The organism is Ruegeria sp. AE3, from assembly GCF_056542225.1.
The window spans coordinates 1,152,870-1,164,828 of sequence record NZ_JBQFZL010000001.1 but is presented as its reverse complement, the minus strand read 5'-3'; the positions used below and the strand labels follow the sequence as shown (position 1 = coordinate 1,164,828).

Sequence of the window (11,959 nt, the reverse complement as noted above, 5' to 3'; positions counted from 1 at the left end):
ACGGAAAGAACCGTTGCTCTTGCCCCCGCACCCCGGGCCGGGGTATGAGCGGTTCTCATAAGAGGAAGCAGGCAAGAGGCACTTCATGCGCAGAGTCGTTGTAACCGGTCTTGGATTGGTCACTCCTTTGGCCAGCGGGGTCGAGGAAACCTGGTCGCGGTTGCTGGACGGAGAGTCCGGTGCAGGCCCAATCACGCATTTCGATGCAGAGGCAAGCGGGGTCGCAACGACCTACGCCTGCGAGGTGCCGCGCGGCGACGGAACCAACGGGACCTTCAATCCCGATGACTGGATGCCGCTGAAAGAGCAGCGCAAGATCGAAGACTTTATCCTGTATTCCATCGCGGCCGCCGAAATGGCCTGTAAGGATGCAGGCTGGCTGCCGGAAGACGAAGAATCGCGCCTGCGTACGGGTGTTCTGATCGGCTCGGGCATTGGTGGTCTGGGATCGATTGCCAATACCGCGAACCTGATCCGCGACAAGGGTCCGCGTCGGGTATCTCCGTTCTTTATTCCGGGCGCACTGATCAACCTGGCCTCGGGTCAGGTATCAATTCGCCATGGGTTCAAAGGGCCGAACCACTCGGTCGTGACCGCATGTTCAACCGGTGCGCACGCAATCGGCGACGCCAGCCGCATCATCCGGGCGGGTGACGCGGATGTCATGGTGGCAGGTGGCGGCGAGGGCTGCATCTGCGAGATCGGTATTGCCGGGTTCAACGCATGTAAGGCGCTGTCGACCAAATACGCAGATAATCCAAAGGCTGCCAGCCGACCCTATGACGTGGACCGTGACGGTTTCGTGATGGGCGAGGGCGCCGGCATCGTGGTTCTGGAAGATTACGAACACGCCAAAGCGCGCGGAGCCAAGATCTACGCCGAGGTTCTGGGCTATGGTATGTCGGGCGACGCCTATCACATCACCGCCCCGTCCGAGGATGGCGACGGGGCCGAACGTTCTATGAGAGCGGCGTTGCGCAGCGCCGGGCTGGAGCCGAAGGACCTGGATTACATCAACGCGCATGGCACCTCGACCATGGCGGACACGATCGAACTGGGTGCTGTCGAGCGCCTGTTGGGCGAGCATGCCGGGAATGCGACGATGAGTTCGACCAAGTCGGCAACCGGTCACTTGCTGGGTGCTGCGGGTGCGATTGAGGCAATATTCTCAATCCTGGCAATCCGCGATCAGGTCGCACCGCCAACAATCAACCTGGATAACCCGGCTGTTGAAACTCCGATTGATCTTGCCCCCAACGCCAAGCGCGAGCGTGAAATCAATGTGGCGCTGTCGAACTCGTTCGGGTTTGGTGGAACCAATGCCAGCGTGATCTTCGGAAAGGTCAATTAAATGTGGCGGGCCATCGCTTCGAATGCGCTGACCATCCTGGTGGTCGGCCTGTTTCTTGTGGGCGGTCTGATCCTGTGGGGACAGTCGCAGTACAAGGCCGAAGGCCCGCTTGAGACCGCGATTTGCCTTCAGGTCAAAAGCGGTTCGAACATGACACGTGTCAGTCGCGATCTGGAAGATCAGGGTGCCATTCGCAGTTCAATTCTGTTTCGAATGGCCGCTGACTATACCGATCAGGCGCAGCGGTTGAAAGCGGGCAGCTTTCTGGTGCGCGAAGGTGCGTCGATGGCGCAGATCATCGAAGAAATCACCAGTAGCGGCGCCAGCACTTGCGGGTCGGAAATCGAATACCGTATCGGTGTGACACGCACCCAAACCCGCGTGCGTGAACTGGATCCGGCAACACTGGATTTTGTCGAGATTGCTTCATTTGATGCGGCAGAGGAACAAACGCCTGAAGCCTATACCGAGAAACGCAACGAGGCTGATACGCGATATCGCGTGTCGCTTGCCGAAGGTGTGACCTCATGGCAGGTGGTTGAAGCTCTGAAATCATTCGAAGCGCTGTCGGGTGAGGTGACCGAGATCCCGGCTGAGGGCATGTTGGCCCCGGACAGTTACGATGTTGTGGCCGGACAGGATCGCAATGCGATTTTGCAAGCCATGCAGGACAAGCAACAACTGCGGATCAACGCGGTTTGGGAAAGCCGTCAAGGCGGGTTGCCGCTGGACACTCCTGAAGAGATGCTGATCCTTGCGTCTATCATCGAAAAGGAAACCGGTGTTCCGGAGGAACGCGGCCAGGTTGCCAGTGTGTTCGTGAACCGCCTGAAACAGGGGATGCGGTTGCAAACCGATCCGACTGTCATCTATGGCGTGACAAAGGGGCAGGGCACATTGGGTCGCGGGTTGCGGCGCAGCGAATTGAACCGTCCAACACCGTGGAACACCTATCAGATCGACGGGCTGCCTCCGACGCCGATTGCAAATCCAGGTCTGGCGAGCCTGGAAGCAGCGGTTGCGCCGGATGACACCAACTATGTGTTCTTCGTCGCTGACGGCTCGGGCGGGCATGCGTTTGCAGAAACCCTGCAGGAGCACAATCGCAACGTTGCCAAATGGCGCGAAATTGAAGAACAGCAGAGCTCGGGGAATTAAGCCGGGCGGATTGCTGGTTTTGTAAACAAAATACGCCGACGCCGGTATAAAAACTGGCGTCGGCGTTTTCTTTGGCAGCCTCTTCAGTCCTTAGGCGGCTGAGCGTCTTTTGTTGGGACGGCGCCGTCTGGAGCTGGAAGGTTTCCCATCGCCGTTGGCCGGCTTGGGCTTGAACCCGCGACGGCGGTTGTTTTGACGACGTGCAGGTTGCTGAACCTCGACCCCTTCCGGCATGGTGCCGCTTGTGACGGGGATTTCAATTTTCATCAGCTTCTGGATCTGACGCAACAGGTCGACTTCTTCCGGTGCACAGAACGCGATCGCTTCCCCTTCGCGCCCGGCACGGGCGGTGCGCCCGATACGGTGGACGTAATTGTCGGGCACGTCGGGTAGGTCGAAGTTGATGACATAGGCGACGCCGGGGATGTCGATGCCACGCGCGGCAACGTCGGTGGCCACCAGTATGTTCACCTCACCAGCGCGGAAGGCATTGATGGCCCGGTCACGCTGGCCCTGGCTTTTGTTCCCGTGAATGGACGCCGCGTTAAAGCCGTCGTCCACCAGCCCTTTCATCAGCCGTTCAGCGCCGTGTTTTGTGCGGGTGAAGACCAGTGTCAGCGCATCCGCGTCCTGCGACAGGATTTCGCGCAACTTAGACGGTTTTCCGGGTTTCGAAACAAAGTGAAGGGACTGGGTGATCTTGTCAGCGGCCTTGCCCGGGGGCGAAACCTGCACCCGCTGCGGATTGTTCAGATAGGCACGGCTGAGCTCCTCCATCTGTTTCGGCATTGTGGCCGAGAACAGCATGGTCTGGCGGGGCGTGCCCAGTGCAGGCGCGATGCGACGCAGAGCGTGAATGAAGCCCAGGTCAAGCATCTGATCTGCTTCGTCCAATACCAGATGGCGCACCGAACCAAGGTCAACAGCGCCCCGTTCCATCAGGTCAATCAGGCGGCCCGGGGTGGCGACCAGAATATCGGTGCCGCGTGCGAGGAACATCACTTGTTTGTTGATCGACTGGCCACCAACAACTGTAGCGACCCGCAGCTTTGTTCCTTTGGTGAGGGTGCGCAAACTGTCGGCGATCTGGTTCACCAGCTCGCGGGTGGGGGCGAGGATCAGTGATTTGGCTGTTTTGGGATCGGGCTTGCCGGGCTGCGCCAGCAGGTGGTCGATCAGGGGCAGGCCAAAGGCCAGTGTTTTGCCAGTGCCGGTTTGGGCCAGCCCGAGGATGTCATGCCCGTTCAGGGCCAGCGGAATGGCCTGGTTCTGAATCGGGGTGGGTTGAGTGAAATTGGCGCGTTTCAACGCGTCGTTCAGTGTCGGCGCGAGGCCGAGCATATCGAAGTCGAACAAAAAATTATCCTTTACGGCCCGCAGGTTAAACCCCACGAGCAGGTGGTGACTGGCCACGTTCATGTGACCGGCAGGGTTGTGCGAGACCTCGGGATGCGCGAGCGAATCCAGCGCCATCCGGCCATCGCGTAAAGAACCCTGCGTGAAGGGGAACCGGGAGTAATGTGCTGGCGCTGTGGGGCCTGAAGCCCGACGATGCTCACGCGGTGGCGCCGTGATTAAGGGCACATGAGGGTTTCGGGAGGGAATGTCAAGGACTGGTTTTGCCGCGGGCAGGTTGCGCGCAGGACCTTGACGCGTCGAAATCGGGTGATGCGGGCGATTTTGAGCGCGATTTCGGAAAATGTCAGGTTTGTACACGCGTCAAGGTGGGGAGTGTGCAATTTGTACACGCTGAAAGCGGCACGGGGGTAACCCTGTGTTAATCCCTCTGGTCGGTGAGGCGGTCAGAGCTTGGAAGGCTAAAGGGCGGGGCGGCGTTTTGGCCGAGGGTTACCATGGCCGGAAATTCACTGTCCGTTAACCCGCACCGTACGATCCCTGTTGCGCGCCTGTTGCGTAAATCCTTGACTTTACGCGCTTTATCCCGTATTGGTTGTGTCATGCTAGAAGAAGTGGGCGAACGGCCTCGGGGCGACCCGGTGGCCGTTTTTTCGTTTCTCTCGTGCGGAGAACACTCACGCATGAGGTCACAGGCAAACATGACTTTGATTACCCCGGAAGAGCGGATTTCCCAGACGGCTGAACTGTTGCAGTCCATGGAAAGGTCCATTCGCGATCTGCGGCAAGCGGCAGAAGACCTGCGCAAACAGATCGGTGCCGGGGAGGATGCAGATCTTGCTGGTTCAGCCAAGCATCTCGGTCAGCTGGAGGGGCTGATCCGAAGTTGCCAGAAAGTGGAGACAAGCTTTGTCGAACAACATTACAGACAAGCCGGAATTGCCCAAGGGGGCTATGCGCTCGACCTTGAGCGGGCCCGATTTGAGATCGGGTGCAGGCTGGCTCGCCTCCGCCGATGCTGCGGTGCGGGAGAGATTTCTGAGTGAGATCGGGGAGGGGGGGCTGTGTGCCCTCCCTTTCCTGTTTGAGTTTTGGGCGCTGCCGCATCAATTGCCGCCCGAGGGCGACTGGCGGTCCTGGGTGATCATGGGCGGGCGCGGGGCGGGCAAAACGCGGGCAGGGGCCGAATGGGTCAGATCGATGGTCGAGGGGCCGAAGCCGCTGGACAAGGGCGAGGCGTGCCGCGTGGCGCTGGTGGGTGAAACATTCGATCAGGTGCGCGATGTCATGATCTTTGGCGACAGCGGGATATTGCAATGCTCGCCCCCGGATCGTCGGCCCACGTGGAAGGGATCGGAACGCAAGCTGATCTGGCCCAACGGGGCCGAGGCACAGGCGTTTTCAGCACATGATCCCGAAGGGTTGCGCGGGCCGCAATTTGATGCGGCCTGGGTGGATGAGCTGGCCAAGTGGAAGAAGGCGGGTGAGACCTGGGACATGCTGCAATTTGCGCTGCGCTTGGGCGAGCGGCCTCGGGTTTGCGTGACCACAACGCCGCGCAATGTGAAGGTTTTGAAGGAGTTGCTGGCGTCGCCATCCACCGTGCAGACCCATGCGCCGACCGAAGCGAACCGGGCCAATCTGGCGGCGTCGTTTCTGGAAGAAGTGCGCGCGCGCTATGCGGGTACGCGGCTGGGGCGGCAGGAGCTGGACGGGGTGCTGCTGTCAGACGCGGAAGGAGCGCTGTGGACGGGTTCGATGCTGGAGGCGGCGCGCTGTGCGCAGGTGCCCGAATTGGATCGCATCGTGGTGGCGCTGGACCCGGCGGTGACATCCGGGTCAGGCGCGGATGCCTGCGGGATCGTGGTGGTTGGGGCGCAAGTGCAAGGCCCGCCTGAGGCGTGGCGGGCGTTCGTGCTGGCTGACCGGACGGCGCAGGGCGTTGGCCCGGCGGGCTGGGCGCAGGCGGCGATTGACGCGATGGATGAGTTCGGGGCCGAACGGCTGGTGGCCGAGGTCAATCAGGGCGGGCAACTGGTGGAAGAGGTCGTGCGGCAGGTAGACCCTCTGGTCCCATATCGCGCGGTGCGGGCGTCACGCGGCAAGGTCGCGCGGGCCGAGCCTGTGGCGGCGCTGTACGAACAGGGGCGGGTGCGCCATGTGGCCGGGTTGGACGCGTTGGAGGAGCAGATGTGCCAGATGACCGCGCGCGGGTTTGAAGGGCAGGGCTCGCCCGACCGCGTCGATGCGCTGGTCTGGGCGCTGCATGAGTTGGTTGTGGGGCCTGCGGGGGTGTATCGGCGACCTAGGGTGCGGAGTTTGTGAGCCTTACGATGGCGAAGGAATGACGACAACAAAGCTTTAACCAAGCTTTGCTATCAACTGTTTGCGGCTGGTTTCTGGAGATTTGGCAGTGTATAGGCCAAGCTATGCAAAAGGTCACAGTAACCAATACTAACAGATTTGATTTAAAAGATATTCTTGACCCCGACGAAAAGTTACTTTGGTCAGGTGGACCGGGTTACGGAACCAAGTACTTTCAAGTTGTAGGTGACGAGCGTAAGCTCCATTTCTTTAACTTAATTGCTTGTGTTGTCATGTGGGCGACGCTGCCTTTCATCAATGCCGACGCCCAGTTTGGTCCCGGTGATGCGCTTTGGATTTATGGGGCCACGACAATCGCCTTTTTCTTGTTTTCAACAGGCATGGCGAGCCAACGTCAGTATGTGCTGAACAACCTAGCCTACTTTGTCACAGATAGGCGCGTGATTGTTTGTAGGCGCGGTAGAAATTGGAGACTTGGTGTACGGCTCTATGTCATATCGTGTGAGCATTCAGAAACGTTTCCGTACACTGTTGTCGATACGTGCCCTTACCCGTCACTTGAGGTTGGTATTCTTCTTTCCAAACAGCAAGTACAGCCATTCGGACTCGGGCTTTCTCACCCAGGTCATCCAATTCTCTTTGGCAGGACGCATTATCCCATTTTGCTAGACTATATTCCGGATGCCGAGCATCTAGTTGCGACTATTCGGTCGTGTTGCCTTGACAGGTAGGACCATGGACTTCATCGGAAAAGTACTGAAGTTCCCATCTGCAGCTGAGTTGCCTGTTCTGAAGCAAGGGTTATTTGTCAGACTGATCTTCGTTGCAATCTTGCTGTTTGCGTCGATTTCAGAACAACGATCGTTCCTCTACTACGTACTAGCCCTCCCTTGGATATACTTGATACTGATGTTCAGCGTGATCGAAAGCAGGTTTGCGAACCGAAACGATCCGCGTGATTGACCCGTTGCCCACCCCCCGTTGCCCACCCCCCGTACGCCCCATTCCCAAGCCCTAAACTTCTCTGCGTCATAACTCCTTTCAACAAGCCGGGCAGAGCGGCGGCAGAAAGGAGCACAGATGGTATTCGATTTCTTGCGTCGTGGATCGGCTGGGAGCGCGCCCGAGGCGAAGGCGAGCGCGACCGGGCCTGTGGTGGCGTGGCAGACCGGCGGGCGCGTGGCGTGGAGCCCGCGGGACACGGTGTCGCTGACGCGGACGGGGTTTTCGGGCAATCCGGTGGGGTTTCGGTCGGTCAAGCTGATTGCTGAATCGGCGGCGGCTCTGCCCTTGATTTTGCAGGGTCAGGGGCAGCGTTTCGATGCGCATCCGATCCTGGCCCTGTTGCGGCGCCCGAATGCGGCGCAGGGGCGGGCAGAGATGCTGGAGGCCCTGTTCGGGCAGCTGCTGCTGTCGGGCAATGCTTATGTCGAGGCGGTGCAGGCCGAGGACGGGCTGCCGGTTGAGCTTCATGTTCTGCGCTCGGACCGGATGAGCGTTATGCCGGGGGCGGATGGGTGGCCCAAGGCCTATGATTACAGCGTCGGCGGCAAGACGCACCGGTTCTCGGCCGAGGCCATCTGCCATATCAAGACGTTCCACCCGCAGGATGATCATTACGGGTTCTCGCCGATGCAGGCGGCGGCGACGGCGATTGATGTGCATAACAGCGCCTCGCGGTGGTCGAAATCGCTGCTGGACAATGCCGCGCGGCCCTCGGGGGCGCTGGTGTGGAAGGGCGGTGATGGTCACGGAATGATGGCCGAGGAGCAGTTCCGCCGCCTGTCCGACGAGATCGAGCAGAACTATCGCGGGGCGCGCAATGCCGGCCGTCCGATGGTTCTGGAGGGGGGGCTGGATTGGAAGCCGATGGGCTTTTCCCCCTCGGATATGGAGTTTCAGAAGACCAAGGAAGCCGCCGCCCGCGAGATCGCGCTGGCCTTTGGGGTCCCGCCGATGCTGCTGGGGATACAGGGCGACGCGACCTATTCGAACTATCAGGAGGCCAACCGGGCGTTTTACCGCCTGACCGTGCTGCCTCTGGTGACGCGGGTGGCGGCAGCGGTGTCGGAGTGGCTGACGGGCTTTACCGGCGAGGATCTGATGCTGAAGCCCGATCTGGATCAAGTAACGGCCCTGTCCGCAGAGCGGGATGCGCAATGGGCGCGGGTCAATCGGGCGGAATTCCTGAGCGATGTGGAAAAACGCAGGTTGCTGGGGCTGCCGGAGCGTGCCGATGGCTGAGGGGTATCCGCCGTTCGAATGCGCGCCGGGGTTGCGTCTGGCCGCGCATGAGCGGGTGGCCGAGATCCAGCACGCGCATCTGTGCAGGCGGCTGGATCAGATCGAAGAGATGATGGAGCGGCTGGAGAAACGGCTGTGGCTGACGGTCTATGGTGTGGCCGCAGTGATCCTGGCGCAGGCGTTTCAGTCATTCCTGGTGGTAACGCCATAAGTTCAGTGGGTTACATGGAGAAGTTCATGGATTTGGAGCATAAGTTCGCAGGGTTCGGTGACATCCTGTCGGTGACCGAGGATGCGATGATCGAAGGCTATGCCAGCCTGTTCGGGCAAGTCGATCATGGCAGTGACATGGTGCAGCGCGGGGCCTATCGCGCCTCGCTTGAGGGGCTCGCCAAGGCGGGTCAGCGGGTCAAGATGCTGTGGCAGCACGACCCGGCGCAACCCATAGGCGTCTGGGACGAGGTACGCGAGGACGACAAGGGCCTGTGGGTCAAGGGACGTCTGCTGGAAAGCACCCAGAAAGGCCGCGAAGCGGCCGAGCTGATCCGCGCGGGTGCGATGGATGGCCTGTCGATCGGCTATCGCACCAAACGGGCCGTGAAGAATGACAAGGGCCAGCGGGTCCTGACGGAACTGGAGCTTTGGGAGGTGTCGCTGGTGACCTTCCCGATGCTGCCCAGTGCGCGGGTGGCGGCAAAGGGGAGCGACCCCGATGCCGAGAATACCTGGCGCAGTATTGCCGAGGTGTTCAACGACGCCCGGCAGGAGCTGGCGCGGACCTAGCGCGCCTCAAACCCACCCAAAAACAGGACATGCTGATGAGCAAGACCGAGATCCCGGCCTTGACCGGAGAGGGTGCGCCCCTGGTTCAGGAGGTGAAGCAGGCGATGGCTGGCTTCGTGAATGAATTCAAGGGCCTGAAGGCTGAAGTTAAAACAAAACTGCAACAGACAGAAGAGCGACTGACCATGCTGGATCGTAAATCAACCATCGCGGCGCGCCCGCATCTTGCGGCCTCGACCCTGGACGGTGCACCGCACCAGAAGGCGTTCGACGCCTATGTACGCTCGGGCGAGGATGACGGGCTGCGCGGGCTGGAGATGGAGAGCAAATCGCTGTCCACCGCCGTCAACAGCGATGGCGGGTATCTGGTCGATCCGCAGACCGCCGAGACGATCAAGTCGGTTCTGAACGCAACCGCGTCGATCCGCTCGATTGCGTCGGTGGTGAATGTCGAGGCGAATTCGTTCGATGTGCTGATCGACCATACCGATGTCGGTGCCGGCTGGGCCGATGAGAATTCGTCCACTTCCGAAACCGGAACCCCGTCGATCGACCGCATCTCGATCCCACTGCACGAGTTGAGCGCGCTGCCCAAAGCCTCGCAACGTTTGCTGGATGACAGCGCGTTCGATGTCGAGGGCTGGCTGGCCGGTCGGATTGCCGACAAGTTCGCCCGTGCCGAGGCGGCGGCCTTTATCGCGGGTGACGGTGTGGACAAACCCAAAGGTCTGATGATCCACCGCGCGGTATCCGACGACACCTGGTCCTGGGGCAGCCTGGGGTATGTTGCCACCGGCATCGATGGCGGTGTCGACGCGGATGCGATTGTCGATGTGGTTTATGCGCTGGGCGCGCAATACCGGGTCAATGGCACATTCGTCATGAACTCGAAAACGGCGGGTGTGATCCGCAAGCTGAAGGACAGCGATGGCCGTTTCCTGTGGTCGGACGGTCTGGCCGCTGGTGAGCCCGCGCGCCTGATGGGCTATCCGGTACTGATTGCCGAGGACATGCCGGATGCGGCCTCGGACAGCTTCTCGATCGCGTTTGGCGACTTCAAATCCGGTTACACCATCGCCGAACGCCCCGATCTGCGCGTGCTGCGCGATCCGTTCAGCGCCAAGCCGCATGTCCTGTTCTACGCGACCAAGCGCGTGGGCGGTGATGTGAGCGACTTTGCAGCCATCAAGCTGGTGAAATTCGGCATCGCCTAGGCGGTGGCGAATCCGGGGGGCCATCAGCCCCTCGGGCGGCGGGCACGGGCCGGGGTGAGATCCCCCGCGTTGTCTAGCTGCTCCCCTCCGTCCGAGCAACGTGGGGCGGCGCGTGCCCGTCATTTTCCTGACTGAGGCCCCCGGTGGGGTCCGAGATTGCGGAGTGAATGGATGATGTTGATCGAAGAAACCGCCATCGCGGATGCGGCGCTGCCGGTGGATCAGTTCAAGGCGCATCTGCGGCTGGGCAGGGGCTTTGCCGAGGATGACGTTCAGAACGAGGTGCTGAAGGGGTTCCTGCGGGCGGCCATGGCCGCGATTGAGGCGCGCACCGGCAAGGTTCTGATCGAGCGCGACTTTTCATGGAGCCTGAGCGGTTGGCGCGATCCGTCGGGCGAGGTTTTGCCGGTTGCTCCGGTGACATCGGTGCTGGCCGTGACGCTGACCGATGCGGCAGGTTCTGAAACCGTTGCGGATGCGGCGGTGTATCGGCTGGAACGCCATGGCCAGCGCCCGCGGTTGCGTCCGGTCGGGTCGGTCCTGCCTGCGATTGCAACGGGCGGTGCGGTGAAGATCGCCTTCACGGCCGGGATGGCCACGGATTGGGCCGGTTTGCCTGCCGATCTGGGCCAGGCGGTTCTGCTGCTGGCGGCGCATTATTACGAATACCGAGACGAGACCGCGCTGGGTGCGGGGTGTATGCCGTTTGGCGTCACCAGCCTGATCCAGCGCTATCGGATGGTGCGCTTTGGTGCGGGGTTGGTGCAATGAACACGCCGCGTCTGAACCGCAAGCTGGTGCTTGAGGCCCCGATGCGCAGCGCTGACGGGTCCGGGGGATATACCGAGGCTTGGGCCGCGCTGGGAACGCTGTGGGCCGAGGTCACGGCGCGCAGTGGTGCGGAACGGCAGATCGCTGGCGTTTCCGTCTCGCGCGTGGGGTATCGCATCGTGGTGCGGGGCGCCCCCGAAGGGTCGACCATGCGCCCGGCGCCGGATCAGCGGTTTCGCGAGGGCAATCGCCGTTTCGTCATCCGCGCCGTGGCAGAGCGTGACGCGCGCGGCCAGTACCTGACCTGTTTCGCGGATGAAGAGGTGGCGGCATGAGCTATGGCGTATCAGCCGCCCTGCAGGCGGCGGTGTTTCAGCACCTGACCGCGGATGCGGATGTCAGCGGCCAGTCCGGCGGCGCGATCTATGACGCGGTGCCCGCGGGAACGGTTCCGCAGACCTATGTGACATTGGGCCCGGAAGAGGTCCGCGACGCCTCGGACCGGTCGGGCGCGGGTGCGATCCACCGCTTTACGGTTTCGGTGGTGTCCGAAGCCGCCGGGTTTGGCGCGGCAAAGACGCTGGCCGGGGCGGTGTGTGACGCGCTGGACAATGCGCCGCTGGTTCTGAGTCGCGGGCATCTGGTCGGGCTGTGGTTCGAGCGCGCCTCGGCCCTGCGAACCGGGACAGGCGGCAGCATCCGCCAGATCGACCTGAGATTCCGCGCCCGCGTGGAAGACGACTAAGCAATCAACGGA

At 61.3% G+C, this 11,959-nt stretch carries 13 protein-coding genes; 12 read left to right on the top strand and 1 reads right to left on the bottom strand.

Annotated elements, in window-relative coordinates; genetic code table 11:
- Window positions 1-85 precede the first annotated feature (85 nt).
- Together fabF and mltG are read left to right on the top strand one after the other, a co-directional pair.
- On the top strand, window positions 86-1,351 hold the full coding sequence (gene fabF / locus ACR0NZ_RS05795; protein ID WP_480473383.1) for a beta-ketoacyl-ACP synthase II: 1,266 nt from the start codon (window positions 86-88) through the stop codon (window positions 1,349-1,351).
- Window positions 1,352-2,509 carry an endolytic transglycosylase MltG gene (mltG, locus tag ACR0NZ_RS05790; RefSeq protein WP_480517470.1) on the top strand — a complete coding sequence of 386 codons (1,158 nt, stop codon included), beginning with the start codon at window positions 1,352-1,354 and terminating at the stop codon, window positions 2,507-2,509.
- 90 nt (window positions 2,510-2,599) lie between these two features.
- Here mltG and ACR0NZ_RS05785 read toward each other — a convergent pair whose 3' ends face one another.
- Window positions 2,600-3,865 carry a DEAD/DEAH box helicase gene (locus ACR0NZ_RS05785; RefSeq protein ID WP_480517770.1) on the bottom strand — a complete coding sequence of 422 codons (1,266 nt, stop codon included), beginning with the start codon at window positions 3,863-3,865 and terminating at the stop codon, window positions 2,600-2,602.
- Window positions 3,866-4,566: 701 nt separating this feature from the next.
- Here ACR0NZ_RS05785 and ACR0NZ_RS05780 point away from each other — a divergent pair.
- The 10 genes from ACR0NZ_RS05780 to ACR0NZ_RS05735 all read left to right on the top strand — a co-directional run bounded on the left by ACR0NZ_RS05780 (window position 4,567) and on the right by ACR0NZ_RS05735 (window position 11,947).
- Window positions 4,567-4,911, top strand: a complete 345-nt coding sequence (locus ACR0NZ_RS05780; protein ID WP_480517468.1) for a hypothetical protein — start codon at window positions 4,567-4,569, stop codon at window positions 4,909-4,911.
- Complete coding sequence (locus ACR0NZ_RS05775) at window positions 4,820-6,190, top strand: DNA-packaging protein (protein ID WP_480517768.1); 1,371 nt, start codon at window positions 4,820-4,822, stop codon at window positions 6,188-6,190. Before ACR0NZ_RS05780 ends, ACR0NZ_RS05775 begins: the two co-directional genes overlap by 92 nt.
- 104 nt (window positions 6,191-6,294) lie before the next feature.
- On the top strand, window positions 6,295-6,921 hold the full coding sequence (locus tag ACR0NZ_RS05770; RefSeq protein ID WP_480517466.1) for a hypothetical protein: 627 nt from the start codon (window positions 6,295-6,297) through the stop codon (window positions 6,919-6,921).
- Window positions 6,922-7,270: 349 nt separating this feature from the next.
- The gene (locus ACR0NZ_RS05765; protein WP_480517464.1) at window positions 7,271-8,434 is read left to right on the top strand and encodes a phage portal protein; all 1,164 of its coding nucleotides are present in this window, start codon (window positions 7,271-7,273) and stop codon (window positions 8,432-8,434) included.
- Complete coding sequence (locus tag ACR0NZ_RS05760) at window positions 8,427-8,645, top strand: GTA head formation protein, RCAP_rcc01685 family (RefSeq protein ID WP_267365006.1); 219 nt, start codon at window positions 8,427-8,429, stop codon at window positions 8,643-8,645. Before ACR0NZ_RS05765 ends, ACR0NZ_RS05760 begins: the two co-directional genes overlap by 8 nt.
- Window positions 8,646-8,659: 14 nt before the next feature.
- A complete protein-coding gene (locus tag ACR0NZ_RS05755; RefSeq protein ID WP_480517462.1) occupies window positions 8,660-9,217 on the top strand; it encodes an HK97 family phage prohead protease in 558 nt (185 codons plus the stop codon).
- 35 nt (window positions 9,218-9,252) lie between these two features.
- Entirely contained in the window at window positions 9,253-10,431 is a 1,179-nt protein-coding gene (locus ACR0NZ_RS05750; protein WP_480517460.1) for a phage major capsid protein, read from the top strand.
- A gap of 171 nt (window positions 10,432-10,602) precedes the next feature.
- Window positions 10,603-11,202 carry a head-tail connector protein gene (locus ACR0NZ_RS05745; RefSeq protein WP_480517458.1) on the top strand — a complete coding sequence of 200 codons (600 nt, stop codon included), beginning with the start codon at window positions 10,603-10,605 and terminating at the stop codon, window positions 11,200-11,202.
- Window positions 11,199-11,537 carry a phage head closure protein gene (locus ACR0NZ_RS05740; protein ID WP_480485293.1) on the top strand — a complete coding sequence of 113 codons (339 nt, stop codon included), beginning with the start codon at window positions 11,199-11,201 and terminating at the stop codon, window positions 11,535-11,537. Before ACR0NZ_RS05745 ends, ACR0NZ_RS05740 begins: the two co-directional genes overlap by 4 nt.
- Window positions 11,534-11,947, top strand: coding sequence for a DUF3168 domain-containing protein (locus ACR0NZ_RS05735; RefSeq protein WP_480517456.1), 414 nt, complete (start codon window positions 11,534-11,536; stop codon window positions 11,945-11,947). The genes ACR0NZ_RS05740 and ACR0NZ_RS05735 overlap by 4 nt, the downstream gene beginning before the upstream one ends.
- The last annotated feature ends 12 nt before the right edge of the window (window positions 11,948-11,959 follow it).

Bases quoted from the DNA above. Each gene is read 5' to 3' on its own strand.
- fabF (WP_480473383.1), top strand. From the start codon at position 86: ATGCGCAGAGTCGTTGTAACCGGTCTTGGATTGGTCACTCCTTTGGCC.
- mltG (WP_480517470.1), top strand. From the start codon at position 1,352: ATGTGGCGGGCCATCGCTTCGAATGCGCTGACCATCCTGGTGGTCGGC.
- ACR0NZ_RS05780 (WP_480517468.1), top strand. From the start codon at position 4,567: ATGACTTTGATTACCCCGGAAGAGCGGATTTCCCAGACGGCTGAACTG.
- ACR0NZ_RS05775 (WP_480517768.1), top strand. From the start codon at position 4,820: ATGCGCTCGACCTTGAGCGGGCCCGATTTGAGATCGGGTGCAGGCTGG.
- ACR0NZ_RS05770 (WP_480517466.1), top strand. From the start codon at position 6,295: ATGCAAAAGGTCACAGTAACCAATACTAACAGATTTGATTTAAAAGAT.
- ACR0NZ_RS05765 (WP_480517464.1), top strand. From the start codon at position 7,271: ATGGTATTCGATTTCTTGCGTCGTGGATCGGCTGGGAGCGCGCCCGAG.
- ACR0NZ_RS05760 (WP_267365006.1), top strand. From the start codon at position 8,427: ATGGCTGAGGGGTATCCGCCGTTCGAATGCGCGCCGGGGTTGCGTCTG.
- ACR0NZ_RS05755 (WP_480517462.1), top strand. From the start codon at position 8,660: ATGGAGAAGTTCATGGATTTGGAGCATAAGTTCGCAGGGTTCGGTGAC.
- ACR0NZ_RS05750 (WP_480517460.1), top strand. From the start codon at position 9,253: ATGAGCAAGACCGAGATCCCGGCCTTGACCGGAGAGGGTGCGCCCCTG.
- ACR0NZ_RS05745 (WP_480517458.1), top strand. From the start codon at position 10,603: ATGATGTTGATCGAAGAAACCGCCATCGCGGATGCGGCGCTGCCGGTG.
- ACR0NZ_RS05740 (WP_480485293.1), top strand. From the start codon at position 11,199: ATGAACACGCCGCGTCTGAACCGCAAGCTGGTGCTTGAGGCCCCGATG.
- ACR0NZ_RS05735 (WP_480517456.1), top strand. From the start codon at position 11,534: ATGAGCTATGGCGTATCAGCCGCCCTGCAGGCGGCGGTGTTTCAGCAC.